Origin of the sequence: Ilumatobacter fluminis (genome assembly GCF_004364865.1) — a bacterium.
Taxonomy (GTDB): Bacteria; Actinomycetota; Acidimicrobiia; order Acidimicrobiales; family Ilumatobacteraceae; genus Ilumatobacter; species Ilumatobacter fluminis.
Genome location: NZ_SOAU01000001.1, coordinates 2,428,108 through 2,455,008 on the forward strand (window position 1 = coordinate 2,428,108; position 26,901 = coordinate 2,455,008).

General features: G+C 67.6%; 22 protein-coding genes and 1 tRNA gene. 5 read left to right on the plus strand and 18 right to left on the minus strand.

Features of this window, described 5'->3' with window-relative positions:
• Positions 1 to 70 precede the first annotated feature (70 nt).
• Both BDK89_RS11065 and BDK89_RS11070 read left to right on the plus strand, forming a co-directional pair.
• Complete coding sequence (locus tag BDK89_RS11065; RefSeq protein WP_133869004.1) at positions 71 to 2,050, plus strand: DNA gyrase/topoisomerase IV subunit B; 1,980 nt, start codon at positions 71 to 73, stop codon at positions 2,048 to 2,050.
• Positions 2,050 to 4,449 carry a DNA gyrase subunit A gene (locus tag BDK89_RS11070; RefSeq protein WP_133869005.1) on the plus strand — a complete coding sequence of 800 codons (2,400 nt, stop codon included), beginning with the start codon at positions 2,050 to 2,052 and terminating at the stop codon, positions 4,447 to 4,449. Before BDK89_RS11065 ends, BDK89_RS11070 begins: the two co-directional genes overlap by 1 nt.
• A gap of 75 nt (positions 4,450 to 4,524) precedes the next feature.
• On the opposite strand, the gene BDK89_RS11075 is transcribed toward BDK89_RS11070, so the two are convergent.
• On the minus strand, positions 4,525 to 5,067 hold the full coding sequence (locus BDK89_RS11075; RefSeq protein WP_166657528.1) for a class I SAM-dependent DNA methyltransferase: 543 nt from the start codon (positions 5,065 to 5,067) through the stop codon (positions 4,525 to 4,527).
• Between the two features lie 114 nt (positions 5,068 to 5,181).
• Complete coding sequence (gene pdxR, locus BDK89_RS11080; protein WP_133869007.1) at positions 5,182 to 6,615, minus strand: MocR-like pyridoxine biosynthesis transcription factor PdxR; 1,434 nt, start codon at positions 6,613 to 6,615, stop codon at positions 5,182 to 5,184.
• A gap of 116 nt (positions 6,616 to 6,731) precedes the next feature.
• Between pdxR and BDK89_RS11085 the strand changes: the two genes are divergently transcribed.
• Positions 6,732 to 7,121 carry a nuclear transport factor 2 family protein gene (locus tag BDK89_RS11085; protein ID WP_133869008.1) on the plus strand — a complete coding sequence of 130 codons (390 nt, stop codon included), beginning with the start codon at positions 6,732 to 6,734 and terminating at the stop codon, positions 7,119 to 7,121.
• A 20-nt stretch (positions 7,122 to 7,141) separates the two neighbouring features.
• Here the strand turns inward: BDK89_RS11085 and BDK89_RS11090 are convergent, their stop codons facing one another.
• The 15 genes from BDK89_RS11090 to BDK89_RS11160 form a co-directional block, all read right to left on the minus strand.
• Positions 7,142 to 8,305: an LLM class flavin-dependent oxidoreductase gene (locus tag BDK89_RS11090; protein ID WP_424955303.1), complete on the minus strand. Its 1,164-nt coding sequence runs from the start codon at positions 8,303 to 8,305 to the stop codon at positions 7,142 to 7,144.
• 247 nt (positions 8,306 to 8,552) lie between these two features.
• Positions 8,553 to 8,642, minus strand: a tRNA-Leu gene (locus BDK89_RS11095).
• Positions 8,643 to 8,681: 39 nt separating this feature from the next.
• On the minus strand, positions 8,682 to 8,921 hold the full coding sequence (gene secG, locus BDK89_RS11100) for a preprotein translocase subunit SecG (RefSeq protein WP_208294042.1): 240 nt from the start codon (positions 8,919 to 8,921) through the stop codon (positions 8,682 to 8,684).
• An 11-nt stretch (positions 8,922 to 8,932) separates the two neighbouring features.
• Complete coding sequence (locus BDK89_RS11105; RefSeq protein ID WP_133869010.1) at positions 8,933 to 9,475, minus strand: hypothetical protein; 543 nt, start codon at positions 9,473 to 9,475, stop codon at positions 8,933 to 8,935.
• Positions 9,472 to 10,563, minus strand: a complete 1,092-nt coding sequence (locus BDK89_RS11110; RefSeq protein ID WP_133871065.1) for an ABC transporter ATP-binding protein — start codon at positions 10,561 to 10,563, stop codon at positions 9,472 to 9,474. Before BDK89_RS11110 ends, BDK89_RS11105 begins: the two co-directional genes overlap by 4 nt.
• 5 nt (positions 10,564 to 10,568) lie before the next feature.
• The gene (locus BDK89_RS11115) at positions 10,569 to 11,564 is read right to left on the minus strand and encodes an ABC transporter ATP-binding protein (protein ID WP_243839148.1); all 996 of its coding nucleotides are present in this window, start codon (positions 11,562 to 11,564) and stop codon (positions 10,569 to 10,571) included.
• Positions 11,564 to 12,517 carry an ABC transporter permease gene (locus BDK89_RS11120; RefSeq protein ID WP_133869012.1) on the minus strand — a complete coding sequence of 318 codons (954 nt, stop codon included), beginning with the start codon at positions 12,515 to 12,517 and terminating at the stop codon, positions 11,564 to 11,566. The genes BDK89_RS11115 and BDK89_RS11120 overlap by 1 nt, the downstream gene beginning before the upstream one ends.
• Positions 12,518 to 12,521: 4 nt before the next feature.
• On the minus strand, positions 12,522 to 13,478 hold the full coding sequence (locus BDK89_RS11125; RefSeq protein ID WP_133869013.1) for an ABC transporter permease: 957 nt from the start codon (positions 13,476 to 13,478) through the stop codon (positions 12,522 to 12,524).
• A gap of 125 nt (positions 13,479 to 13,603) precedes the next feature.
• Positions 13,604 to 15,568, minus strand: coding sequence for an ABC transporter substrate-binding protein (locus BDK89_RS11130; RefSeq protein ID WP_133869014.1), 1,965 nt, complete (start codon positions 15,566 to 15,568; stop codon positions 13,604 to 13,606).
• A 190-nt stretch (positions 15,569 to 15,758) separates the two neighbouring features.
• A complete protein-coding gene (gene tpiA, locus BDK89_RS11135) occupies positions 15,759 to 16,535 on the minus strand; it encodes a triose-phosphate isomerase (RefSeq protein ID WP_133869015.1) in 777 nt (258 codons plus the stop codon).
• Between the two features lie 75 nt (positions 16,536 to 16,610).
• A complete protein-coding gene (locus BDK89_RS11140) occupies positions 16,611 to 17,729 on the minus strand; it encodes a phosphoglycerate kinase (protein WP_208294182.1) in 1,119 nt (372 codons plus the stop codon).
• Positions 17,730 to 17,748: 19 nt separating this feature from the next.
• Positions 17,749 to 18,759, minus strand: coding sequence for a type I glyceraldehyde-3-phosphate dehydrogenase (gap, locus tag BDK89_RS11145; RefSeq protein ID WP_133869017.1), 1,011 nt, complete (start codon positions 18,757 to 18,759; stop codon positions 17,749 to 17,751).
• 173 nt (positions 18,760 to 18,932) lie between these two features.
• On the minus strand, positions 18,933 to 19,778 hold the full coding sequence (gene rapZ, locus BDK89_RS11150) for an RNase adapter RapZ (RefSeq protein WP_133869018.1): 846 nt from the start codon (positions 19,776 to 19,778) through the stop codon (positions 18,933 to 18,935).
• 17 nt (positions 19,779 to 19,795) lie between these two features.
• Complete coding sequence (locus BDK89_RS11155; protein WP_133869019.1) at positions 19,796 to 20,542, minus strand: class I SAM-dependent methyltransferase; 747 nt, start codon at positions 20,540 to 20,542, stop codon at positions 19,796 to 19,798.
• Between the two features lie 51 nt (positions 20,543 to 20,593).
• On the minus strand, positions 20,594 to 22,732 hold the full coding sequence (locus BDK89_RS11160; protein WP_133869020.1) for a hypothetical protein: 2,139 nt from the start codon (positions 22,730 to 22,732) through the stop codon (positions 20,594 to 20,596).
• 98 nt (positions 22,733 to 22,830) lie between these two features.
• Here BDK89_RS11160 and BDK89_RS11165 point away from each other — a divergent pair, with 98 nt between their 5' ends.
• The gene (locus tag BDK89_RS11165) at positions 22,831 to 23,739 is read left to right on the plus strand and encodes an LLM class flavin-dependent oxidoreductase (RefSeq protein WP_133869021.1); all 909 of its coding nucleotides are present in this window, start codon (positions 22,831 to 22,833) and stop codon (positions 23,737 to 23,739) included.
• 39 nt (positions 23,740 to 23,778) lie between these two features.
• Entirely contained in the window at positions 23,779 to 24,993 is a 1,215-nt protein-coding gene (locus BDK89_RS11170) for a hypothetical protein (protein ID WP_133869022.1), read from the plus strand.
• A 22-nt stretch (positions 24,994 to 25,015) separates the two neighbouring features.
• Here the strand turns inward: BDK89_RS11170 and uvrC are convergent, their stop codons facing one another.
• Positions 25,016 to 26,893 carry an excinuclease ABC subunit UvrC gene (gene uvrC, locus BDK89_RS11175; protein WP_133869023.1) on the minus strand — a complete coding sequence of 626 codons (1,878 nt, stop codon included), beginning with the start codon at positions 26,891 to 26,893 and terminating at the stop codon, positions 25,016 to 25,018.
• Positions 26,894 to 26,901: the final 8 nt, after the last annotated feature.

A 26,901-nucleotide genomic window follows, 5' to 3' on the forward strand; every position in this document is an offset into this window, starting at 1 on the left:
TGGTTGGCTACTAGGTCCACCAGGTTCCGCCGACATCCCGTCGGTCGCCTGCCCGACTCCCCTCCACGACATGAGCACGAAGAGCTACGACGCCGCCGCCATCTCCGCACTGTCCGGTCTGTCCCACGTCCGCCATCGCCCCCTGATGTACCTGGGGTCGGCCGGGGTGGGCGTGAACGGTTTACACCACCTGATCTGGGAAATCGTCGACAACTCGGTCGACGAGGCCATGGCCGGCCACGGCTCCACGATCACCGCCACCCTGCACGCCGACGGCTCCGTCAGCGTCGAGGACGACGGCCGCGGCATCCCGGTCGACCCGATGAAGGAAGGCCCGCACAAGGGTCGCAGCGCGCTCGAGGTCGTGCTCACCGAGACGAACGCGGGCGGCAAGTTCGACTCCGACAGCTACAAGGTGTCGGGCGGCCTCCACGGCGTGGGTGCATCGGTGGTGACGGCGCTGTCGACCAAGCTCGAGGCCGAGGTGCGCCGTGGCGGGCAGAAGCACCGGCTCACGCTGCAGGCGAAGAAGCAGGGCAAGGAGATCGTGCCCGGCGTGCCGAACGGGCCGATCACGGCGAGCGGCAGCATCCCGAAGAGCAAGACGGGCACCACGATCCGCTTCTGGCCCGACCTGAGCTTGTTCCACGACGACCAGGGCATCCCGTTCGAGCGTCCGCAGTGGAGCCTGCGCACGATCTCCGACCGGTTCCGCCACAAGAGCTTCGTGCACCCCGGCGTCACCTTCGTGCTGATCGACGAACGCAAGAAGGGCGAGCACGAGCGGTACGAGTGGTGCTCGACCGGTGGCGTGGCCGACCTGGTGACCGAGATGACCGCCGACACGAGCGTGGTCGGGCAGGTGGTGTCGTTCCAGGGCGAGGACGACGACGTCACCGTCGACGCCGCCATCGCCTGGACCGTCGACGGGCGCGACACCAGCCTCGGCTTCGCCAACGGTGTCGCCACGCCCGAGGGCGGCACCCACATCAACGGCTTCCGCAACGCGGTGACCGAGGCGGTGCAGAAGCACATCGCCGATCGCGAACTCCTGAAGGACAAGGAGTCGGCGCCCAACACCCGCGACATCTTCGCCGCCGGCCTGCTGGTCGTGTCGATCATGCTCCCGGGGCCGCAGTTCGCCGGTAACTCCAAGTCGAAGCTGATGAACACCGAGGCGGCCGGCAAGACGCGTGCGATCGTGCTCCCGGCGATGAGCCGCTGGCTCGAGGAGAACCCCGACTCGGCGAAGAAGATCGCCGATCTGGCGATTGCGTCGATGCGCTCGCGCACCAAGTCGAACGCCGAGCAGGCCGCCGTGCGGGCGCTGCTCGGCAAGGGCACCAAGTCGCGCAACGGCTTGCCCGCCAAGCTGCGCGACTGCACCCACAAGACCGAACGCCCGACCGAACTCCTCATCGTCGAGGGCGACTCCGCCGGCGGCACCGCCATCGACGCCCGCGATCCGTCGTTCCAGGCCGTGCTCCCCCTGCGCGGCAAGCCGCTCAACTCGTACCGCGAGTCGATCGAGCGGGTCGTCCGGTCGCTGTCCGATCTGATCCTCTCGATGGGTTGCGGCATCGGGGAGGACTTCGACCTCGACAAGTTCCGCTACGGCCGGATCGTGGTCGTGGCCGACGCCGACACCGACGGTCTGCACATCCGCTCGCTGATCAAGGCGTTCCTGTACACGTGGTGCCCGGGCTTCGTCGAGTCGGGTCGCCTCTTCTACGCACTGCCGCCGCTGTGGACCACCGTCCACCAGGGCGAACGCATCTACCTGGAGGACGACGCCGCCAAGGCCGCGTTCCTCGCCGAGAACCCGAAGCACAAGGCCCACATGGGCCGCTTGAAAGGGCTGGGCGAGATGGACGCCGCCGAACTGCGCGAGGTGATCGGCACCGGCCGCAAGATCGGCCGGGTCACCATCGACGATCCGGCGGGCTTCGCCAAGCTCGCCGAGCAGCTGTTCGGATCGAAGTCCGAGCTGCGCAAGACCTGGTTCCTGCAACAGTCCGGCGAAACGCTCGCCGTGGGAGGTGGCCGCTGATGGCCCGCAAGAAGAAGAGCGCTCCGGTCGTCGAGTTCACCGAGGACGTCGTCGACCTCGGCGCCGTCGAGCAGCTCAACAAGGACTACTTCGCCTTCTCCGACTACGTGGTCGGCGACCGTGCCGTGCCGTCGGCCTCCGACGGTCTGAAGCCGGTGCACCGTCGCATCCTGTGGGGCATGCACACGATGCGGCTGTTCCCCGATCGGCCCCACGTGAAGACCGCCCGCGTGACGGGTGAGGTGATGGGTAAGTACCACCCGCACGGCGATCAGTCGATCTCCGATGCACTCGCCCGCCTCGCGCAGCCGTTCTCGAACCTGCTGCCGCCGCTCGACTTCCACGGCAACGTCGGCTCGCCCGACTTCGGCCCGGCGGCTCCCCGCTACACCGAGACGCGGCTCGGCCGTTTCGGCATGCTCCTGCTCGACGAGATCGACCAGGGCGTCGTGCCGATGGAGGAGAACTACGAGGGTTCCACGACCGAGCCGGTCGTGCTCCCGGCCGCCTACCCGAACCTGTTGGTGAACGGCGCCAACGGCATCGCCGTCGGCCTGTCGTCGTACCTTCCGCCCCACGACCCTCGCGAGGTGTGCGAAGCGGCCCTGATGCTGCTCGACCGCAAGTCGTCGTCGGTCGAAGACCTGATGACCGTCCTGCCCGGGCCGTCGTTCCCGTCGGAATGCACGATCACCAACGGCGACGAGCTGCCCGACATCTACCGCTCGGGTCAGGGCCGGGTGACGGTGCGAGGCGCCTGGACGATCGAACCGGTCGGCCGCGGCCGCCAGCAGATCGTGGTGACCTCGCTCCCCTACGACGACACCCGCCTCGGTTCGACCGAGAAGTTCATCGGCCAGGTCGGCGACGCACTCGATGCCGGTGACCTCGCCGGCATCGTCTCGTTCAACGACGAGTCGTCCGACGGCCAGGTGCGCATCACGCTCGAACTCGGTACCGGTGTCGACCCCGACATGATCATCCCCGGTCTGCTGCGCCACACGAATCTGCAGACCACCAACAAGGTGCAGATGCACTTCCTCGACGAGCACGGCGTGGTGCGCCTCTACAACCTGCGCACCGTGCTCCAGGCGTGGGTCGCCCACCGCATCCGGGTCGTGGTGGCCCGCAGCGAGAACCGGCTCGCCAAGATCGCCGAACGCCTCCACCGACTGCGCGGCTTCCTCGCCGTCTTGGTCGACATCGACGAGACGATCCGGATCGTCCGCACGTCGAAGACGCGAGCGGTCGCCCGTGAGCGGTTGTGCGAGCGCTTCGAGATCGACGAGATCCAGGCCAACGCCGTCCTCGATCTCAACCTCGGCCAGCTCACCGAGGACGCCGTGATCGAGTTCAACAAGGAGACCGACGAGCTCGAGAAGGAGCAGGCGAAGCTGGAGCTGCTGCTCTCTTCCGAGCAGCGTCAGCGCACCGAGGTCGCACGCGGCCTGCGCAAGGTCATGGAGGAGTTCACCGACGACATCGCACCCCGGGTCACGACCATCACCACCGAGGAGGCACCGAAGGTGTCGAAGGCGGCGATGGTGATCGACCAACCGATCCAGGTCTACGTCGACGCCTCGGGTTGGGTGCAGGGCATCCGTCGCGGCTCCAAGGCCAAGCCGAAGCTGGTTCCGCTCCACACCTTCGACACCTCGACCGCGAACACCATGGTCGTCATCACGACGTCGGGTCAGCTGATCCGAACCCTGGTCGACAACGTGCCCGAGAAGCCGACGGCCGCTGCCTCGCTCCTCCCCGGGCTCGAGGGCGAGCCGCTCGTCTGGTGGCTCGAAGCCGACATGCCCGACGACTTGCTCCTGGTGATGTCGGACGGCATGGTGAAACGGATCGCCGCGTCCGACTGCGAGGGCGGCGACCGCAAGGGCGGCATCTCGATCGTGAAGCTCGCCACAGGCAGCCGATTGGTGTCGATCGGCCGGTTCGACGAGGCGACCCCGGTGGTGCTGGTGGCCGACAGCGGCCAGGGCATCCGGTTCGTCCCGTCCGACATGCGACAGATGGGTCGTGCCGCCGCCGGCGTGAAGGGCATCAAGCTCGGCGCTGGCGAACAGGTCGTGTTCGGCGGCACCGTCACCGGCGACACCATCTTGCTCGCCACCGACAAGAAGCACGGCAAGCGCTTCGCCGTCGACGAGCTGCCCGAACAGGGTCGCGCCGGCAAGGGCGTCAAGGTCATGCCGGCCGGGCGGTGGGGCAAGGCCGCCGTCGGCGCCTTCACCGAGGCCGCCGGCGACGTGCTCGTCATCGACGGTGACGATCAGCCCGACCCGGTCTCCCTCTCGATCGGCGCCTTCCCCCAAGTCGCCCGCGACGCCAAGCCCGGCAAGATCCGCATGCACGACGTCCCCATCCGCAGAATCGTCACCCCCACCTGACCCACCCCACCGCCCCCTACGAAGGCGTGAACAAACTGCGGAACTATTCCGCAGTTTGTTCACGCATTCGGCGGGTCAGGGGCGGCGGGCGGCGGCCATGAGGGGGCGCATGACTTCGCCCTCGAACGGCACCTCGAAACCGGTGCCGACGGAGATCTCGACGAGGCCGGCGCCCTCGAGCGCAGCACGGGCGGCCTCGACGGAGAGGCCACCGCCATCGGGGTCGTCCGGGTCGGCTTCCCAGTCCCAGTGCACGAGCAGTCCGCCGGAGGCCAACCGCTCCGCCAACGCCGCCACCGTCGCCGGATGGTCGTCGACGAAGGCGAGCACCGACGACGCCACGACCAGCCCGTAGCCGCCCGTGAGCGCGGCCGGCAGCCGGTCGAGCACGGCAACGTGTTCCCAGCCGTGCTGCGCGGTCTTCTCGGCGAGGACGGCACGCATCGCCTCCGACAGGTCGACCGCGTCGACACGTGCGGCGACCGGTGCGAGCCGCTCGGTCAGCAGTCCGGTGCCGCACCCGAAGTCACAGACCGTCGCTCCGTCGAGTTCGATGCCGATTCGTGAGGCGAGGCGGAGGAGCGACTCCCAGGCAGCCGCGGCATAGGCGCGCGCCACCGGGTCGTCGTCCCATCCGTCTGCGTATTCATCCCATTCCGACACGAGTCCTCCCCGGCGTCTCTTTCGGCGTCGCGCGCCAGCCTGACAGAGGGTGACGGGGCCGACAACTGCTCAGCGCGGTGGCGAGCCGGCGATCGCCACTGCGAGACGGTCGAGCGCCTCGGCGAGTTCTTCCGTGGCGGTGGCGCCGAAGCCCACCACGATGCCCTCCGGGCCGGGCGTCGATCGATGGCATGCGCCGAAGTGTCCCAGCGCGACCCCCGACGCTGCGGCGTCGTCGCGGACCTGCTGCTCGGTCCGGCCGGGTGGCAGGAGCGCCGCCACGTGCAGACCGGCCTGGCTCGGCACGACGGCTGTCAAGACTCCCTCGTCGACCAGCTCGTCGAGGCGAGCGCACACCATGGCGTGCCGCTCGCTGTAGATCCGACGCGTCCGCCGAAGGTGTCGGTCGAGGTGCCCCGCCTCGATGAAGAGGCGCAGTGCGCGCTGTGAGACGGCGGGCGTCTGCCAGTCGATCAGCGAACGCAACGCCGACGCCGCCTCGACGAGTGCTGCGGGGAGCACCACGAATCCGAGCCGGAGCGACGGCGACAGCGTCTTCGAGAACGTGCCGACGTAGAGCACACTCCCTCTCGCATCGAGACGGTGGAGCGGTTCGAGCGGGCGATCGCCGTGTCGGTACTCGGTGTCGTAGTCGTCCTCGATCACGGCCATGCCCTGCGCCGCAGCCAGATCGAGGAGCGCCCGCCGGCGTTGCATGGTCATCACGACGCCGGTCGGCGACTGGTGCGAGGGCGTCACGTAGACGATGCGCGCCTCAAAGGGGACGTGCTCCACGACGATGCCCTCACGGTCGACCGGTACCGGCACGACCCTCGCGCCGAGCGACTCGAGCAGGGCGGCCACCGGCGGATAGCCGGGATCCTCGATCGCGACCGTCTCACCGGGCCGGACGAGCAGCCGAGAGGCGAGGTGGATGGCCTGCTGGGCGCCGGCGGTGATCAGCACCTGGTCCGCGTCGCACACGACACCGCGTGATCGACCGATCCACTGGGCGATCGTGCGGCGTACCGCCGGCAGACCGGCTGGATGTCCGTACCCGTCCGGCGGTGCCGATGCTGCGTCGGTCAGCGCTCGCCGCCACGTCGGGTGCGGGAACAGGGCCGGGTCGGGGCGGCCGGTCCGCAGGTCGAAGCGAGGCGCTCGCGTGCCGAAGGGACCCTGCGACCAGGCAGCGATGTCGGTCGCGACGCCGTCGACCGGCCGGAGGTGTGTCGACGCTGCCGGCGTCGTCGGTTCGGCCGCTCCGGTGTAGGACACGTAGCTGCCGGCGCTCCCCCGGCCCGTCACGTACCCCTCGGCGACCAGCCGTCCGTACACCGTGGTGATCGTCGTGCGAGCCACACCGAGCTCGGCGGCCAGCCCCCTGCTCGTCGGCAGTCGATCGCCCTGCGCCAGCCGGCCCGTGACGATCGCCTCACGGAGCTGCTCGTAGATCGAGGCCGACGTGCGGCCGCGACTCGCCGCGTCGACGAACACATCCATCGTCCCGACCCTACGACACTTGGTCCACCGAAGCTGCCGCTGTTTGGTCCTTCCTCGTGGACCAACGATTCCGTACCGTCGAGGCAGACACCGTTCGATCCGACGAGGAGTGCACCATGCCGACCGAGACCCGACCGACCCACGAGTTCGCCCGCCACGTCGGCGAGGCGATGGCCGAGGCCCGCTGGGGCGACGTGCTCGACGTCGTCGCCCCCGACGTGGTGACCCACATCCCCGCCGTCGGCGACCTGCACGGCGTCGACGCGCTGGCGGGCTTCCTCCTCGAGACGGCGGCGAAGACCGACGACGGGGAACGATTCGAGCTGATCGACGCCCTCGCCGGCGAGACCCACGCCGCCCTCTACTTCCGCATCACCGCAACCCGACAAGGACGCGCCCCGCTCGACAACCTGACCGTCCACCTCGCCCGCCTGGACGGCAACCGGATCGTCGAGATCTGGTTCCACAACTTCGACGGCCCCGCCGTCGCCGCCTTCTGGGCCTGAACGAGCGGGGCCGCCGATGCTCAGGCGTGCGCCTTCTCGGCTTCGTAGCGTTGGGCGGCTTCGTCGACGGCGACCAGCTGCTTCTCGGCGAGTTCGGGACGTGACTGCTGGGCTCGGTCGGCCGCGCCGATCAGGCTGCTGACGCTGCCTTGGAAGCGCGGCATCACGTGTCGGGCGAACAGCTCGTAGCTCTTCTTGGTCGCCTGGTTGTTGGCCCAGTTGTGGCTCAGGGTGAGGTACGCCCCGAATCCGCCGTTCGACTGCTCGAGGAGTTCCTCGATCTGGGCGATCGCCTGATCCGGCGTGCCGATGACACCGAGTCCGCCGTTGACGAAGCTGACCATCTCGTCGATGTCGCCGCCCTCGACGGCCATCTGCGGGAACGCTGCGACGTTCTGGAAGTACCGGAACCACTGGGTGATGCCGTACTCGACATCTCGACGTGCCTCTTCCTCGGTCTCGGCGAGGTGCATCAGACCGACCAGCCGCCACTTCTCACGATCGGCGACCTGACCGTGCTGGGCGGCGACCTCTTCCTGGATCGTCCAATGGTGCGCCAACACATCCATACCGATCGCCACCGTTGCTCCGAGCGACAGCACACCGGCGCCGTACCTGCCGGCGAGCTTGGCGCCCGACGGCGAGGCCACCGCTGCGACCGCGACGTCGAACAACGGGTCGGAATACGGGCGCAGGTGCAGTCGAGCGTCGCTGAGCGTGAGGCGCTCGGACGAGTAGTTGACCGGCTCGTCGGTCGTCAGCAGCTGCATCACGATCTCCATGTATTCCTCGAGGAGCGGTCGCATCTGGCTGGGTTCGAGTCCGAGCATCGCGGCGTCGGTCGGCAGTGCGCCCGGGCCCACACCGAGCATGATGCGGCCCCGGGTCAGATGATCGAGCAGCACGATCCGCTCCGCCGTCCAGAGCGGGTTGTGATACGGGAGCGACACCACGCCGGTGCCGAGCTTGATCCGCTGCGTTCGAGCGGCGGCCGCAGCGATGAAGATCTCCGGCGAGGCGATGATCTCGCTCCCGGCGGAGTGGTGCTCGCCGATCCACGCCTCGTCGAAGCCGAGCGTGTCGAGGTGTTCCAGGAGGTCGAGATCGGCCTCCAACGACAGCGTCGGATTGTGCTCCGGCGGGTGGAAGGGTGCCATGAACGTGCCGAAACGTAAGCGCATGATGAGTTCTCCGTCCTGGTCGATCGACCGGTAGGTGCCCGCTGCCCTGGACCCTATGTGCCCTTGTGAACCGGCAACGTGTCGGAGCGACACGGCACACGAGCGGACCGTCGGATGGGGTCAGACCAGATCCGACTGGGCGCTGCGATCCCCAGTGCGCACAGCGGTCGGATCTGGTCTGACCCCATCCGACTCCTGCACGCACGCCTCGAAAAAGCAAAACGACCAGGGCGTTTGCCCTGGTCGGTTCTGGTGTCGAAGGGGGGACTTGAACCCCCACGCCCAATAATAGGGCACTAGCACCTCAAGCTAGCGCGTCTGCCAATTCCGCCACTTCGACGTGTGGACTGCGCAGGCTATCGCCTGGTTTTCCGATTCGTTACTCCATCATCAGGAAGCTGAGCGCGATGGTCGTCAGGATCCAGACGAGGGAGAACACGAACGTGATGCGGTTCAGGTTGCGCTCGGCAGCCGTCGAACCGAGGGCTGCGCCGCCGCCTCCACCGAACATGTCGGAGAGACCGCCGCCACGACCGCTGTGCATCAAGATGCCGGCGATCAAGGCCACCATCGAGATCACATTGATCACGAGCACGATGTAGAGCATGACGTCACGCACGATCGGCCAGCCTATCGTCGCTCCGCCGACTCCGGCCTCCAATGACGTCGCCGATACAGCCACGTCGGAGGAATCTTCTCGTTCGGCATCGGCAACACGTCGGCGCCCACCTCGCTGCCCGGCGTGCCGTCGGCGTCCATGACGTCGAGCAGGGCCTCGTACTCGGCGAGACTCTCCAGCCGATCGACCAGCAGGTACTTGCGCCGCCCCCGGCGCAGCGCCAATCCCCCGTGTTCGAGCGACCGGGCGATGCCGATCACCGAGGGCCGAGTCCGGGTCAGCTGATCACCGTCACGGAAGTCGAGGCGATGCTTGCGCAACGGGGCGCGCCGGACCACACCGTGATCGTCGAACGTCGACGCCATCGGCATGTCGAACAGCACGATCGCGAGCACGCCCCAACCGACCAGGAACACGACCACCGGGATGAACCGGAAGCCACCCATCGCAACCGCCCACGTACCGGCGGTGGCGAGCATCCCCGCGCTCACCCAGCTCCCGAGCAGGAGCCTCCAGGTCGAGTGCAGGGTGATGGTCGGACGTGACTCGGTCACGTCGAGGCGATGTCGACCTCGCGGCCCATCGACTGGGCCCGCTCGAGCAGCAGCTCACCCTCCGCCAACGGGAAGTGGCAGGCCACCTGATGGCCCGAATGGACCTCACGCAGCTCGGGCGTCTCCTCCGCGCAGCGGTCCTGGGCGATCGGGCAACGGGTGCGGAACCGGCAACCAGACGGCGGGTTGGCCGGGCTCGGCACGTCGCCCTGCAGGATGATCCGCTTGCGCGAACGCTCACGCCGGGGATCGGCCACCGGCACCGCCGACAGCAGCGACTGTGTGTAGGGGTGCGACGGCGCCTCGTAGAGCCGATCGCGGTCGGCGACCTCGGCGATCCGGCCAAGGTACATGACCGCGACACGGTCGGATTTGTGGCGTACCACCGACAGGTCGTGGGCGATGAAGATGAAGCTGAGGTCGAACTCTTCCTGGATCTCGTCGAGCAGGTTCAGCACCTGGGCCTGGATCGACACGTCGAGTGCCGACACGGGCTCGTCGAGGACGATCACCTTCGGACGCAGGGCGAGCGACCGAGCGATGCCGATGCGCTGACGCTGACCGCCCGAGAACTCGTGCGGGTAGCGGTTGCCGTGCTCGGGCAGGAGCCCGACCCGGCTCAACAGATCGCCGACCCAGTCGCGGGTCTCCGACTTGCTGAACCCGTGGATGCGCATCGGCTCACCGACGATGTCTCGGACCGGGATGCGCGGATTGAGCGACGCATATGGATCCTGGAACACCATCTGCAGGTCTCGGCGCAGGTCGCGCAGCTGCGACTTCGACGCCTTGGTGACGTCGACCTCGCCGAACGTGACGGTGCCCGACGTCGGCTCGATCAGGCGCAGCAGGCTGCGACCGAGCGTGCTCTTGCCGCAGCCCGACTCGCCCACCACACCGAGGGTCTCCTGCTGGAACAGGTCGAAGCTGACGTCGCTGACCGCCTGCACCTGGCCGATCTCACGCCGGAACACACCGGCCCGGATCGGGAACTCCTTGACCAGGTTCTTCACCTGGAGCAGCGGCGCCGAGGCGGCGAGATCGTCGGGGACGGCGCCCGAATCGAACGCTTCGTTGTCGACGGCCATATCGGTCATGAGGTCGCTCCTGCCGACATCGGCTCGAAGTCACCGACACGGTGGCAGCGGCTGGCGTGCGCGCCTTCGATGGTGAGCAGCTCGGGCGTCTTCTCCTTGCACTCGTCGATCGCCATGGAACAACGCGGCCGGAACGGGCAGCCGCTCGGCGGCCGCAACAGGCTCGGCGGATTGCCCGGGATCGGCTCGAGCGCGCTCTTCGGGCCCTCGAGGCTCGGGATCGAGTTGAGCAACGCACGCGTGTACGGGTTGCGCGAGTCGTAGAAGATGTCGTCGAGGTCGCCCGTCTCGAACAGGCGACTCGCGTACATCACCTGCATGCGGTCGGCACTGCCGGCCACCAGGCCGAGGTCGTGGGTGATCAGCATCATCGCCGACCCCGTGGCCTCCTGCACGTCGTGCAGGACCTCCATCACCTGAGCCTGCACCGTCACGTCGAGCGCCGTGGTGGGCTCGTCCGCGATCAGCAGCTTCGGATCGTTCGAGATCGCCATGGCGATCATCGCCCGCTGGCGCATGCCGCCCGAGTACTCGTGCGGATACTGCGCAGCGCGACGCTTCGGCTCGGGCACGCCGACCATGTCGAGCAGTTCGACGGCGCGGGCCCAGGCCTTCTCCTTGGTGATGTCGCGGTGGGTGCGGATCGCCTCGACGATCTGGTCGCCGACGGTGAACACCGGGTTGAGCGCCGTCATCGGATCCTGGAAGATCATCGAGATGTCGCGACCACGGATGTGGCGCATCTCCTCTTCCGACAGATCGAGCAGGTTCTTGCCCTCGAACTCGATGGTGCCGGTGATCTGGGTCGACTTGGGGTGCAGACGCATGACGGCCAACGCCGTCACCGACTTGCCCGAACCCGACTCGCCCACCACCGACAGGACCTCGCCGGGTCGGATCTCGAAGTTGGCGTCGGTGACCGCTTGGACCACACCGGCCTTGCTCGGGAACCCGACGTGGAGTCCCTCGACTTTCAGGAGCGGTGCGGTCATCAGCCACGCTCCGATCGCGAACGCGGATCGAGGGCGTCACGCAGGCCGTCACCGAGGAAGTTGACGCACAGCACGATCAACACGATCAGGAAGCCCGGGGTGAGCACGCGGATCGGGTCGTCGTCGATCTTGCTCTTGGCGTCGGCGACCAGCAGGCCGAGCGACGTCTCGGGCGGCTTGACGCCGAGACCGAGGAACGACAGCGTGCTCTCGAGCACGATCACCGTGCCGAGCAGGAGCGTGATCTCGACCGCGACGACACCGATCACGTTCGGCAACACGTGCCGGAAGATGATGCGCGGGTGTGACGCGCCGGCGGCTCTGGCCGCCATCACGAACTCTTGCTCCTTGATCGAGAACACGACACCACGGACGACACGTGCGATGCGTGTCCACAACAGGGCCGCGAGTACCAGGGCGAGTCGCCACCATGTGGAGCCGAAGTACAGCGCGAACACCGACAACACGATGAGCGCCGGCACCACCAGCGTCAGGTTGACCAGGTTGCTGATCAGGCCGTCGGCCCAACCGCCGAAGTAGCCGGCGACCGCACCCATGATCGTGCCGAGCAGGGTCGCGAGGAACGCCGCCAGCAGGCCGATCTGCATCGAGTACTGGCCGCCCTGCGCCGTGCGGACGAACAGGTCGCGGCCGATCTCGTCGGTGCCGAACGGATGCTCGGCCGAGGGGCCCGCCATCCGGTTCGCCACGTCGGGGGTCGACACGTCGTAGTCGGACCAGATCGGGCCGATGAAGAACGCGATCGCGATCAGGATCAGCCCGAACAGGCCGATGAGGGCCAACTTGTGGTGGATGAATCGTTCCCAGGCGAGGCGTCCGAAGCTCTTCGGCTTCTCGGACAGGCCTTCCAGGTCGAGGTTCTCGTCGAAGACGTCGGTCGCCGACGCGACGTCTTCGTGGGTGGGCGGGGACGCCCGGTCCATCATCGCCATGGCACTAGTCCAATCGAATCCGTGGGTCGAGCAGGCCGTACAAGATGTCGGCGAGCAGGTTGAACGTGACCACGATGACGCCGGTGAGCATCACGTAGCCCAGCAGCAGATCGAGGTCGGGTTTGCCGAGTGCGGTCAGGAACGCGGGTCCGAGACCCGGCCACGAGAAGATCGACTCGGTCACGACGGCACCACCGAGCAGCGCCGACAGGCTCAGCGCCCACAGGGTGACGAGCGGGATCATGGCGTTGCGCAGTGCGTGACGCCACACCACCTTGCCCTCGTCGAGGCCCTTGGCGCGAGCGGTGCGGATGTAGTCCTGGTTGAGGGTCTCGAGCATCGCGGAGCGGCCGAAGCGGCTCTCGGCGGCGATCCCGAGGATCGCCAGCGACATCGCCGGCAACGTGATGTCGCGCAGCAGCTCGAGGAAGTTGTCGCCCGATTTTCGTCCGGTGTTGAACGGCTTCACGCCGAACCAGTTCTCGAACTGGACGCCGAAGATGTTCTGGATGACGAGCGCCATCACGAACGACGGGAAGGCGAACCCGAAGAAGGCGAGGCCGGTGAAGATGTAGTCGCCGGCGGAGTACTGATGGCGGGCCGAGTAGACCGACAGCAGCAGTGCCACGCTGGAACCGACCAGGAACGCCGGAATGGCGATCATGGCGGTGTTCTTGCCACGCTCCCACAACACTTCGGTCACGGGTTGACCGAGGGTGACCGATTCGCCGAGATCGCCCTGCAGGGCGTTCGCGAACCAGGAGAACGGGCGCAGCCAGATGCTCTGGTCGAGGTTGTATTGCGCGGTGATCGCGTCGAAACCCTCTTGGCAGCGCGGGAGACAGAGATAGAAATCGGCCCGTGGGTCGGAGGTGTAGGACACCCCGACGTAGACCAAGTAGAGCGCTACCGCCATGAGCGGGATCGTGACGAGGACGCGCCTGATGATGTACGCAAGCACTGATCGAAACCTTAGGTCAGGTGGTCGAGAGCGGAAAGAGACAGTCCTGTAACGGACGAGGTCCCGGCGGCGAGCCGCCGGGACCCCGTCATCGTCACATCAGGTCGTAGCCGACCTCATTCACCTCAGCCGGCGAACGAGAAGTCGGCGACGTTGGTGAGCGGACCGGCGCCCTGGGCGTCGGGAGCAACACCAGCCGTCGCCAGCTGCGACGTGTAGCCGTAGAACGACGGCTTCTGCGTGATGGGCAGCATGAACAGACCCGTCTCCGGGTCGAGCTCGAGCGTCGTGACGTACTTGTCGAGCTCGTTGTAGCAAGCCGCACGCTCGGTGTCGTCCACCGTGGCGTCGCACTCGGCCGACTTCGCATCGAAGTCGGGGTTGGCGTAGCCGTACGGGTTGTTGCCCGAGCCGCTCAGGTACGAGGCGCTCTGGCCGCCCGGCCAGGGGCCGCCGACCCATGCGAACTGGGTGATGTCCCAGATCTCGCAGTTGCCCTCGGCGCCGCCGCTCGTCGAGCAGGCAATGGCCTCCTCGGAGAACGGAACCTCGGAGAAGTAGGCGCCACCCTCGACGTTGTCGATGGTGATCTCGATGCCCGCAGCGGCGTAGCCGGCCTGGAGGAGCTCCTGCTGGATCTCACGCAGACGGTTGCCACCGGTGGTGCCGACCCGGAGGCTCAGCGGACCACGCTCGGGGTGCTCGTAGATGCCACCGTTGTCGGTGTAGCCGGCCGCCTCGAGGGCCGCACGGGCACCGTCGACGTCGCCCATACCGTAACCGGCGTCGCCGGCGTGGTCTTCGTAGGTCGACTGGTTCGACAGCCAGTAGGTGTTGCCGAGACCCGAAGCCGGGAGCAGATCGCCGAACAGCGGGGTGTACAGACCAGCCATGACCTCGGCCTTGTTCATCGCGAGCGCGAGCGCTTCACGAACGGCGGGGTCGGCCAGGTGCACGTTGTTCAGGTTCAGGCCCCAGTGCTCGAACACCGGACCGGCCGACGCGTTGACCGTGAAGTCCTCGCTCTCGGCCAGCTGCTCGAAGGCGAGCTGCGGCTGGGTCATGATGATCTGCGCCTCGCCGGCGAGCAGAGCGTTGATCTGCGCGTCGGTGTCGGTCACGAAGTTGATCTGCACACCGTCGACGGCCGCGGTGCCCGTGTTCTGGGCGTCGGGGCTGTTCGAGCCGTTGTACGAGTCGTTGCGGACCATGTTCAGCTGGACGCCGCGCTCCCACGAGTCGAAGATCATGGCGCCCGACGACGGGATGACCGCGCCGTCGACGCTCCACTCACGCAGCGACTCGTTGAGTGCCGTGGCGGCCTCGACCGGATCGGCCGGGAACACGTGCATCGGGTAGACCTCGTTGAGGACAGCCTTCCAACCGGCGAAGAAGCCTTCCCAGGTCACGCTGAACTCGGTCGGCGAGTTGACGGTGAAGTCGACGATGGTGTCGAGGCCCGTGCGGTCACCGATGAGGTAGACGTAGGCGGGGTTGCCCTCTTCGTCTTCGCCGTCGGTCGCCATGATGGCGTCGAACGTCCACTTGACGTCGTCGGCGGTGAGGTCGTCACCGTCGCTCCAGACGAGGCCGTCACGCAGGACGTAGTTCACCGTGAAGGTGCCGTCGCCGTTGTCGGTCGGAGGATTGTCCTCGGCCAGCAGCTCGGGGTAGTACTCGGTCGCACCGGAGATGCCGTACAGACCCTCGAGCATCGCGGAGCGGATCCACGACGTGATCGACAGGTTGTTGTTCGGGTCGTCGAGGTGGAGGTCGGGCGGCTCCTGCTCGTGCGCCCAGATCAGGGTGCCACCGTCGGCGCCGGCCTCGGCCGGTTCTTCGGCGGGCTCGGAACCCTCGTCGCCGCCGTCGTCGCCGCCGTCGTCGGCAGGCTCGTCGCCGTCGTCGGCAGGCTCGTCAGCGGGCTCGTCGCCGCTGTCGTCGCCACCGTCGTCGTCGGCAGCCGTTTCTTCGGTCGCAGCGTCGTCGCCGTCGTCCGCGTCGTCGTCGTCGCCACCGCATGCTGCGGCCACGAGCGACAGGCCGACAGCGAGTGCGATGACCCGCTTCGTGCGCCTCGTCTTGATCACGTAGATCCTCCTTGTTGGATGGACAGGAGGGAGGTGTGCGAGCTAGGTCAGGCCCCCGACGTGTTCACGCTGCGGTGCCATTGGTTAGCCCCCGATTCGTCCTCCCCAGCCGATCGGGTGCGCATGAGGGTAGCACGTGTCGAACGTCACCATTGTGAACGTCGGTGAACAAATGGTTCAGGTGTTCCGATCAGGCCCGCGCCGCGAACTGGACGATCCGGCTGAATTCCTCGGGATCCAGGCTCGCTCCGCCGACCAGTGCGCCGTCGATGTCGGGCTGCGCCATCAGATCTTCAGCAGTGCTTGCCTTGACCGATCCGCCGTACTGGATGCGGACCTCGGCTGCGGTCTCGGCGTCGTACTTCGCGGCGACCGCTCCACGGATCGCCTTGCACACCGCCTGGGCGTCCTCGGACGTCGCCGTCTTGCCGGTGCCGATCGCCCAGATCGGCTCGTACGCGATCACCATCGAGGCGACCTGGTCGGCCTTGACCTTGTCGAGCCCGGCGACGACCTGACCGAGCACCTTTGCCTCGGTCTCCCCCGCTTCACGCTCCTCGAGCGATTCGCCGCAGCACATGATCGGCGTCATGCCGTGCTTGAAGATCGCCTTGACCTTCTTGTTGACCATCTCGTCGGTCTCACCGAACAGATCTCGTCGTTCGCTGTGGCCGCACACGACCAGCTTCACGTCGAGCTTGGCCAGGAACAGCGGCGAGATCTCGCCGGTGAACGCGCCCTTCTCTTCCCAATGGCAGTGCTGGGCGCCGAGTTGCAGCTCGAGTTCGTCACTCTCGATGACGGTCTGCACGCTGCGGATGTCGGTGAACGGCGGGTGCACGCTCACGTCGACGTCGCGGTACACCTCCTTCGGGAGCGAGTAGTGCAGCTTCTGCACCGTCTGGATCGCCTCCCAGTGGTTGAGGTTCATCTTCCAGTTGCCCGAGATGATCGGCTTGCGCGACATGGTGGTGTCCTTCGTGGGTTCGGTGTGTCGGACGGTGCCAGGCACCATCCGACACACCCCGGTTGTTCGGTTGGATCAGGCGTTGGGGGCGCCGCGCAGGGCGGCGAGGCCGGGCAGGTCGCCGTTCTCGAGCAGTTCGAGGCTGGCGCCGCCACCGGTCGACACGTGATCGACCTCGTCGTCGAGGCGGAACTGTGCGAGCGCGGCAGCGGAGTCGCCGCCACCGACGACCGTGAACGCCTTCGTGTCGGCCATGGCCTGGGCGACGGTCTTGGTGCCGTTGGCGAAACGGTCGTCCTCGAACATGCCCATCGGGCCGTTCCAGAACACCATCCGAGCGTCCATGATCACGTCGGTGAACGCCGCGGCCGACCCGGGTCCGATGTCGAAACCCTTGCCACCGTCGGGCACCTGGGCACCCCAGGTGGCGAACTGGCCGTTCGCATCGAGGCCGACGAGATCGTCGGGCAGGTGGATCTTGCCGGCGTTCGCCGCGAGGATCTTGGCGCACGTGTCGACCTGGTCGGGCTCGAACAGCGAGTCACCGATCCGCTTGCCTTGCGCGGCGAAGAACGTGAAACACATCGCCCCGCCGATCACCAGCGAGTCGACGACGTCGAGCAGCGCCTCGACCACGCCGAGCTTGTCGGAGATCTTGGCGCCACCGAGCACGGCCACGAACGGCCGCTTCGGCTGGTTGCGGAGGCCGAGCAACACGTCGACCTCCTTCTCGAGCAGGCGGCCCATCGCCGACGGCACCGTCTTCGGCGGACCGACGATGGATGCGTGCGCACGGTGTGAGGCACCGAACGCGTCGTTGACGTAGAGGTCGATGCCGTCGGTCAGCTGGGCCGTGAACTCGTCGCTGTTGCCGGTCTCGCCCGGATCGAAGCGCAGGTTCTCGAGCAGTTCGACGCCGGGCGCGAGCTCGGCGAGGCGAGCCCGGACCGGGTCCATCGAGTACTGCGGGTTCGGCTCACCCTTCGGACGACCGAGGTGGCTCGCACACACGACGCTCGCGCCGCGTTCGGTGAGCCATTCGATCGTCGGCAGGGCCGCGCGGATCCGGAAGTCGTCGGTGATGCGACGGTCGTCGCCGTCGTCGTCCGCCTCGCCGTCGAGGGGCACGTTGAAGTCGGTGCGCACGAAGACGCGCTTGCCCGACACCTCACCGAGATCCTCCAGCGTGGGAATCCCGTTGATCATGATGCGATCAGCGCTTCTTGGTACCGACGTACGACACGAGGTCGACGAGGCGGTTCGAGTAGCCCCACTCGTTGTCGTACCACGAGCACACCTTGACGAGCTTGCCCATCGTCATGGTCAGCCCGGCGTCGAAGATCGACGAATGCGGGTTGTTGACGATGTCGCTCGACACGATCGGGTCTTCGGTGTATTCGAGGATGCCCTTCAGGGCGCCGCGGGCGGCGGCGGCCTTGTATGCGGCGTTGATCTCCTCGACCGAGGCCTTCTTGCGGAGGTTCGCGGTGAAGTCGGTGATCGAACCGGTCGGGATCGGCACGCGGAACGAGGTGCCGTCGAGCTTGCCCTTCATCGACTCCATGACGAGGCTGGTGGCGCGGGCGGCACCGGTGCTGGTCGGCACGATGTTGATCGCGGCGCCACGGGCACGACGGAGATCCTTGTGCGGGCCGTCGACGAGCTGCTGGTCGCCGGTGTAGGCGTGGGTGGTCGTCATGAGACCGTTGACGACACCGAACGCATCGTCGAGCACCTTGACGAGCGGGACGAAACAGTTCGTGGTGCAGCTCGCGTTCGAGATGACCTGGTGCTGCTTCGGCTTGTACTCCTTGTGGTTCACGCCGTACACGACCGTCAGGTCGGCGCCGGCCGACGGGGCCGACACGATGACGGTCGGGGCGCCGGCCTCGACGTGCATCGCCGCGTCGTCGCGGGCGGTGAAGAAGCCGGTCGACTCGATGACGACGTCGACGCCGAGGTCGCCCCACGGGAGCGCCTTGGGATCACGCTCGGACAGCACCGTCAGGGTGTCGTCGCCGACCTTGATGCCGTTCTTCGTGGCCGAGATCTTCTCGGGCAGCACGCCCATGACCGAGTCGTACTTGAGCAGGTGAGCCATCGTGTCGAGCGAGCCGAGGTCGTTCACCGCGACGAAGTCGATGTCGGCGCCGCTTTCCTTCGCGGCACGGAAGAAGTTGCGGCCGATGCGCCCGAAGCCGTTGATGCCTACGCGAACGGTCATGGGATGGTCCTTTCGATGGGGGTTTCAGTCGTACTGACGACGCCGAGACTAGTGGTTCTGTGGGAAGGCGCCGCCGTTACCGAACGGTATGCCGACCGAGGTCATGTCGTGGAGGGCCGGATGACCCGAATCGACGACGTGACTCGATCGATCACCGACGTCAGTGGGCGACGTCAGTGGGCGACGTCGCGGTGCGAGGTGCGGACGGCGACGCCGTGCTCGGCGAAGCGCCGTGCGAGTTCTTCGGTGATGGCCACCGAACGGTGACGACCGCCGGTGCAACCGATCGCGATCGTGAGATAGGCGCGGCCCTCGGCCTGGTAGCTCGGGAACAGATCGACCAGCATCGTCTCGAGGTGATCGAGAAACGCTGCGGTCACGCTCCGTTCGAGGACATAGTCGCGGACCTTCGGGTCGTGCCCGGTGAGCGGACGGAGTTCGTCCTCCCAGTGCGGGTTCGGCAGGAACCGCACGTCCATCACGATGTCGGCGTCGAGCGGCACCCCGTGCTTGAAACCGAATGACTCGACCGTGATCTGGACCTGCTGGTGGTCGACCTCGGCGAACGCGCTGATCAGCTTCTCTTTCAGCTGATGCACGTTGAGGTCGGTCGTGTCGATCACCAGATCGGCCTGGTTCTTGACCGGCTGGAGGATGTCTCGTTCGTGCTCGATCGCCTCGAGCACACCCTCGCTCTGGTCGGCGAACGGGTGCCGCCGGCGCGTGGCGTCGTAGCGCTGCACGATGACGGGTGTCGCGGCGTCGAGGAACAGCAACGTCACGACGTGTCCGTCGGCCCGCATCTTGGCGACCTCGCGCATGAGGCCTTCGTGGTTCCGCCCCGACACGAGCGCCAGCCGGGCGATGTCGGACGACGGCTGTGATGCGAGGTCGACGATGGTCGGCAGGAGTGACGTCGGCAGGTTGTCGACGACGTAGAACCCGAGGTCTTCGAGCACGTCGGCCGCGCCCGATCGACCCGCTCCGGACAACCCTGCGATCACCACGATCTCAGCCACGACGTCGAGCGTAGTGGTCAGGTGCGCCGCAGGCGCAGGTACAGCAGTCGAGGCACGGTGGCGGCCTCGACATACTCCGGCGCCCGTTCGAGGAACCCGGGCGGGGGTGCCGGCTCCAGCATCCGTTCGAGGACGAGGCCGTGTTCGGCGAGGGTGTTGAGGTAGCGCGACAGCGGGCGGTGGATGAACCGGATCCACACGCCGAGCTCGACCTGCTCGACCGACTCGCTCTCGACGAGGTACGGACCGATCCGCCAGTACTGCTCGGGCGGGTCGATCATGTGGTCGTCGATCCAACCGGATCCCGGCGTCTGCAGGAGCGGGTGGTTGAGGAAGAAGCAGAAGCGGCCGCCGGGCTTGGTGACCCTGGCGACCTCGGCGATCGCTGCGTCGACGGCGTCGATGTGTTCGAACACCAGGCAGGCCACCGTCGCGTCGAACGATGCGTCCGCGAAGGGCAACTCGTCGGCCGTGGATCGGGCGTAGTGCGCGCCACCACCACGCTCGTGGGCGACACGAATCTGGTTCCACGTCGGGTCGATGCCGACGACCGTGGCGCCGACCGACGCCATCATGCGGCTGATCTGACCGTCACCGCAGCCGATGTCGAGGATCGTCCGTGCGTCACCCAGCTCGCCGGCGGCCAGCGGCAGGATCTGCTCCTCGTACTCCGGGTCGGCACCGTCGGTGAATCCGTCGATCCACCAGTTCGCGTGTTCTTCCCACAGGTCTCGGGACGGATCGCGTTCGGTCTCGCTGGTCACGGCTCGAACCTACTGGCGGTCGGGCAACGCTCCTCGGAGCAGGTTGTGGGATCAGGGAAGCAGGCGGGTGTCGGCGAGGCGGACCGGGTTGTCGACCGGTTCGATGCCGTCGGTCCAGGTGCCGGTGTGATCGACGACGAGGTCGGCTTCGGCGGCCGTGTACACGCACACCCGGCCCGTGGCGTCGGGACGCACCATCGCCAGGTTCGCCACCGTCTCCCCCGCCCCGTAGTTCACATTCGACGCCGTCGGCACCGCACGATCACACGGGAACACCGTCAGATGCCCCGCCCCCGACGGCACCACCGCCGTCACGTTCAACACCGGCACACCCACACCATCGGGCACCTCCACCACGAACACACCACCCGCCGCGACACGACCCGCCACACCGCCCACGCCCGAACGCGTATCGACCAGGCGGACCGGGTTGTCGACCGGTTCGTACGTGGTCGCCCGACCGGCCAGGTCGACGACGAGGTCGGTCTCGGCGAAACTCTGGACGCACACCCGGCCCGTGGCGTCGGGACGCACCATCGCCAGGTTCGCCACCGTCTCCCCCGCCCCGTAGTTCACGTTCGACGCCGTCGGCACCGCACGATCACACGGGAACACCGTCAGATGCCCCGCCCCCGACGGCACCACCGCCGTCACGTTCAACACCGGGACACCCACACCATCGGGCATTTCCACCACGAACACACCACCCGCCGCAACACGACCCGCCACACCGCCGACGCCCGAACGCGTGTCGACGAGGCGGCGCGGGTTGTCGACCGGTGTGAACCCGTCCGGAAGCTGCGCCGTGTGGTCGACCACCAGGTCGCCATCGGAATGCGAGCGGATGCACACCCGACCGTCGGCGTCGGGACGCACCATCGCCAGGTTCGCCACCGTCTCCCCCGCCCGGTGATTCACGTTCGACGCCGTCGGCACCGCACGATCACACGGGAACACCGTCAGATGCCCCGCCCGCGACGGCACCACCGCCGTCACGTTCAACACCGGAACGCCCTCACGGTCGGGTACGTCGATCGCGACGATCCCACCCTCGGGCACGAACTGCGGTGCCGCCACGGTGTGGAACGTCGGCCGGTACCCGGCGGTGATCTCGCCGTCCCACCGGTTGTGCGAGATGGTCCAGCCGAGGGTGCGGGCAGGGCGGCCGGCGGCGTCCCACGGCACCCACGTGGCGAAGAACGAGTTGCACTCGAGCTCGTCGCACTTGAGTGGTTCGGCGACGCGGTCGAACTCGACGAACGGCCCGGTCGGCGACGCCGAACGGCCGAAGACGACGGTGTCGCCCCACCAGTCGTCGAGCTTGTCGATCGAGACGAACGACGCGCCGGTCCAGACGATCTGGGTCGCATGGGCGATGCGGCCGGCCGTGGGCACGACCGACACCGCTCGCGCCGGGTCGCCCTGCCACGTCGATCCGTCCCAGTACTGCGGTGTCGCCAGCAATTGTCCTCTCGGCACACGGCCGACCGTGACGCGTGCCGCACAGTCGTCGTGGGCGGGGATGCCGTTCACGTCCTCGAAGCCGAACTGGCGGTGGCACTGCGCGTACAGGTAGGTCCAGTCGCGGTCGGTGGTCACCGACCATCCATACAGCGCGGCGGACGAGTTCGGCGCCGGCGAGCGCCCGACCGGGAGCAGTGTCTGCCCGTCGAGCGCGACCACGTGGGTCGCGACGGGCACGGCATGGCTCAAGTAGTCGTCGCCGCGCTCTTCGAGTTCGGCGACGAACACGTAGACCTTGCCGTCGTTCGCCGTCTCGGCACCGAGTGGCCAGTACCAGCGCTGGTACGGCTGGGTGATGTCGCCGAAGAAGAACGGCTCGGGATCGAAGCGACTGCCGCCGTAGAGGATCGAGAAGCAGCCGCCGTCCTGCAGCGCCGCGATGTTGTGCACGATAGTGATCTCGTCGGGGCCGAGCCGGACCGCGGCGTCCTGGAAGGTCCAGAGCACCCGACCGTCGCCGAGCGCCGTGGCGCGCTGATAGTCGGCACCCACCACGCCGGCCGGTTCGCTGTCGAACAATCCGTCGAGCAGATCGATCCGCGCCTCGCTCAGGCAGCGGACACCCTGCACCGACGGAGCGGCCGACACCGGTTCGGCGGTGCCGGGCGCGACGGCGAACACGATGAAGGTCGCGATCGCGACGAGAAGCCGGTCCCGCCCGGACATCCGCTCACCGTACGCGCCGGGTCACTCCGCGCGGTGTCGCCGGTGCACCGAGGTGCACCTGTCGATCCGTGCGGAGACCGCCGGGTACGGTCGGCGCCGTGAAGATCTCCATCTGGCCGAACATGTCCATCGCCACCGACGAGGTGCTCGACCGGGCCCGGTGGGCCGACGCCAACGGCTACCACGGTGTCTGGTTCGCCGACCACTACATGCCGAACACCGGCTCCGAGGAGATCCAGCGCGGTGACACGCACGAGTGCTGGGCGATGCTGCCGGCGATCGCCGCTGTCACCGAACGGGTGCGCATCGGCTCGTTGGTGTCCCCGACGTCGGTACACCACCCGGCCGTGCTCGCCAACCGGGCCGTTACCCTCGACCACATCTCGAACGGTCGCATGGTGCTCGGCCTCGGCGCCGGCTGGCAGATCAACGAGCACAAGGCGTACGGGATCGAGTTGCAGGCGCCGAAGGATCGTGTCGACCGTTTCGAGGAGGCGATCACGATCATCCGGTCGCTGCTCGACGACGACGTCACCGACTTCCACGGCACGTACTACGACCTGACCGCGGCGCCGTCCGATCCGTCGCCGGTGCAGTCGCCGCTGCCGATCCTGGTCGGCACGGGCGGCAACCGCATGATGCGCATCACCGCCACCTACGCCCAAGAGTGGAACACCTGGGGCGACGTGGCGATGGCGACCGAACGGCGCACGGCGTTCCTGGCAGCCTGTGATCGAGCCGGGGTCGACCCGGCGACGAAGACGACCTCGGTGCAGTCGCTGGTGTTCCTCACCGACACCGACGATCAGGCGGCGAGCATCCTCGACGGACCGATGGGCAGTCGCTCGATCGCTGGCACCGCCGACTCACTGCTCGGCCAGCTCGCCGCCTACGAGGCCGCCGGCTTCGACGAGTTCATCGTGCCCGACTTCAACATGGGCGACAGCCCCGAACAGCGCACCGAGCGGTTGCAGCGCCTGCACGACGAGGTCGTCAGCCGCCGCTGATTCACGCCTCGTTCACGGCACCGTGGTCGAGTCGGCGGCATGATCCGCCGCACTCTTGCCACTGTCGTGCCCGTCGCCCTGCTGGTCGCCGCCTGCGGCGGCGACGACACCGCCGACACCTCCGACACCTCTGCACCGGCCCCCACCGCTGCTGAGACGACGGTGCCTGCCACCACCACGGCGCCCACCACCAGCACGCCGGCGACCACGACACCCGAGACGACCGCTCCGCCGACGACGACACCCGCCACGAGCACGCCGGCCTCGACCGCCCCGCCGTCGACGATGGCGGAGCCGTTCGAGGACATCGAGTTCGTCGAGACCGTCGATGTCGCCGGGTTCGTGTCGATCTCGCTCACCGACGGGTGGGCCATCCGAGAACAGGCGGGCGAACTCGAGGTCTGGTACGAGGATGTGCCCGGGCTCGACTGGGAGCCCGACCCGGAGTCGATCGAAACGCTCCTCGCGGCGGAGCGTGAGGGGGTCGCCTTCATCGTCTTCCGGGAGATGCGATACGGCCTGCTCGACGACGCCTTCACGTGGGACGACGGCATCGGCGAAGCGCTCGGTATCGCCGCCAACGTCGACCTGACCGTCGAATGGGGCGGCGGCCGCGGCGAGTCGACTCGCGGCACCCAGGTGATCGATGGCGAGACGTTCTTCGTCCGGCACGAGAGCGTCGCCGTGGGCGATCAGCTGATCGGCGTGCTCGCCACCTCGGCCGCTCAACCGACCGAGGCGCTCGATGCCGAGGTCTCCGCCATGATCGAGGCGATCGACATCGATCCGATGGCCGTGCCGATCCTGAACCACACGCTCAACACCAGGGTTACCGTCAGCGCCGAAAACACCGGCGGCGCACCGTTCGAGTACAGCCTGCTGGCACCGCCGCAGTGGATCGCCGACTCCGAGAACTCGCTCGTCTTCAGGCCGAGCGATCCCGAACAGGACGGCTACATCGAGTACATCGCCCAACTCGCCGAGGCCCCGTTCCCCGACACCGTGCAACGCGAGATGGACGAACGCGGCACCGACTGGCTCGACGTCGACCCCGTCGTCGAGGAGACCGAGATCGACGGCCACCCCGCCGTCATCATGTGGGAGGGCCCGCCCCAGGAGGCCACCGCGGCGATCGTGTTCGTCACCGACGAGGTGGTGTTCGCCGGGTCGTACGTCTGGACGCCGGGCAACCCCGAACTCCTCCAGGCAATGGTCGACTCCGCGATCGTGCCGGAGAGCGCTCTCTCGAGCTGACCGACGCCCGACACCCTCGGCGTCAGTCGCCCGACGAGCCGGCGTGGAATTTGTCGTAGATCGCCTCGGCGACCTTGTCGGGCAGGAAGCTGTGTGACCTCAGCTCCTCGAGTTCGGCGCGCTTGATCGCGTTCACCCCGCCCATCGCCTTCAGCAGCTTCTTGCGGCGGACCTCGCCGAGGCCCGGGATGTCGTCGAGCGCGCTCTTCGTCATGCGCTTCGACCGGCGTTCGCGGTGGAACGTGTTCGCGAAACGGTGGGCCTCGTCGCGAATGCGCTGCAGCATGAACAGGCCCTCGCTCCCCCGGGCCACCTCGACGGGTTCGGAGCGACCCGGCACGTACACCTGCTCGAACTGCTTGGCGAGCGCGGCGACCGGGATCTCGTCGGTGAGACCGAGCTGGTCGACGACCCGCTTGGCCACGTTCAGCTGCCCCTTGCCACCGTCGACGACGAGTAGCTGCGGCGGATAGGCGAACTTGCCGGGCCGGTCACCTCGCTCCTCGATCGGGCGGTCACGCTCGTCGACGTACGCCTGCAGCCGGCGCGTGAGCACCTCTTCCATGGCGCCGTAGTCGTCGTTGCCGGGGATGTTGACCTTGAACCGGCGGTACTCCCGCTTGTTCGGGAGGCCGTCTTCGAGCACGACCATCGAACCGACGTAGTCGGTGCCCTGCAGGTGCGCCATGTCGTAGCACTCGATGCGCAGCGGCGCCTCGGGCAGGTCGAGTGCCTCCTGCAGCTCGGTCAGCGCACGCGACCGCGTGTTGTGATCGGATGCACGGCGCATGCGGTGCCGCGTGAACTCCTCACCGGCGTTGCGGGTGACCGTCTCGAGCAACGCTCGCTTGTCGCCGCGTTGGGGCATCCGGATCTGCACCTTCGAGCCGCGCATGTGCGTGAGCCACTCCTCGTAGGTGTCGACGTCGTCGGCCGCGTACGGGACCAGGACCTGCTTCGGGTAGCCCATCGCCGGCTCGTCGCCGTACACGGCCTCGAGGATGCGGTCGATCAGCCTGCCGGGCGTCAGCTCCTCGACCTTGTCGAGCACGAAGCCCTTCCGCCCGACGACTCGCCCCTTGCGGACGAAGAACATCTGGACCGACGCCTCGAGTTCGTCGTCGGCGATGCCGATCACGTCGACGTCCTCGCGGCCGTCGACGACCATCTGCTGTTTGGCGATCGCCTTCTGCACGGCCACCAGCCGGTCGCGCAGGCGTGCGGCACGCTCGAACTCGAGATCGGTCGCCGCCGCCTTCATCTCGGCTTCGAGCCGCTGGACGATGTCGTCGGTGTCGCCGGCGAGGAAATCGCACAGCTCGGTGACGAGTTGCCGGTACGGCATCTCCTCGATCTCGTCGACGCACGGCCCGGAGCACTTCTCGATGTGGAACAGCAGGCACGGCCGACCGAGCCGCTCGTGCTCTTTGAACTTGCCGGGACTGCACGTGCGGATCGGGAAGCTGCGCAACAGCAGGTCGAGTGTGTCGCGGATGGCGTAGGCGTGGGCGTACGGACCGAAGTAGCGGACGCCCTTGCGCTTGCGGCCGCGCATCACCATCGCACGTGGCCACTGCTCGTCGACGGTCACGGCGAGGAACGGGTACGACTTGTCGTCGCGCAGTCGGACGTTGAACCGCGGGCGGTGCTGCTTGATCAACGAGTACTCGAGCATGAGCGCCTCGACCTCGTTCGCCACGATCGTCCACTCGACCGATTCGGCCGTCTCGACCATCTGACGGGTGCGCGGATGCAGGTTGTGCGGTGCCTGGAAGTAGTTCGACAGGCGCTGGCGCAGACTCGACGCCTTGCCGACGTAGATCACGCGCCCGTGCGCGTCCTTGAACTGGTAGGAGCCGGGTTCGTCCGGGATCGTTCCTGCCGGGGGACGCTTGACCATGGGTTGGT

Coding starts and splice junctions, on each gene's coding strand:
- BDK89_RS11065 (WP_133869004.1), top strand. CDS start 71: ATGAGCACGAAGAGCTACGACGCCGCCGCCATCTCCGCACTGTCCGGT.
- BDK89_RS11070 (WP_133869005.1), top strand. CDS start 2,050: ATGGCCCGCAAGAAGAAGAGCGCTCCGGTCGTCGAGTTCACCGAGGAC.
- pdxR (WP_133869007.1), bottom strand. CDS start 6,615: ATGGATGTGTTCGTCGACGCGGCGAGTCGCGGCCGCACGTCGGCCTCG.
- BDK89_RS11085 (WP_133869008.1), top strand. CDS start 6,732: ATGCCGACCGAGACCCGACCGACCCACGAGTTCGCCCGCCACGTCGGC.
- BDK89_RS11110 (WP_133871065.1), bottom strand. CDS start 10,563: ATGGCCGTCGACAACGAAGCGTTCGATTCGGGCGCCGTCCCCGACGAT.
- BDK89_RS11115 (WP_243839148.1), bottom strand. CDS start 11,564: ATGACCGCACCGCTCCTGAAAGTCGAGGGACTCCACGTCGGGTTCCCG.
- BDK89_RS11120 (WP_133869012.1), bottom strand. CDS start 12,517: ATGGCGATGATGGACCGGGCGTCCCCGCCCACCCACGAAGACGTCGCG.
- tpiA (WP_133869015.1), bottom strand. CDS start 16,535: ATGTCGCGCAAGCCGATCATCTCGGGCAACTGGAAGATGAACCTCAAC.
- gap (WP_133869017.1), bottom strand. CDS start 18,759: ATGACCGTTCGCGTAGGCATCAACGGCTTCGGGCGCATCGGCCGCAAC.
- BDK89_RS11160 (WP_133869020.1), bottom strand. CDS start 22,732: ATGTCCGGGCGGGACCGGCTTCTCGTCGCGATCGCGACCTTCATCGTG.
- BDK89_RS11170 (WP_133869022.1), top strand. CDS start 23,779: ATGATCCGCCGCACTCTTGCCACTGTCGTGCCCGTCGCCCTGCTGGTC.
- uvrC (WP_133869023.1), bottom strand. CDS start 26,893: ATGGTCAAGCGTCCCCCGGCAGGAACGATCCCGGACGAACCCGGCTCC.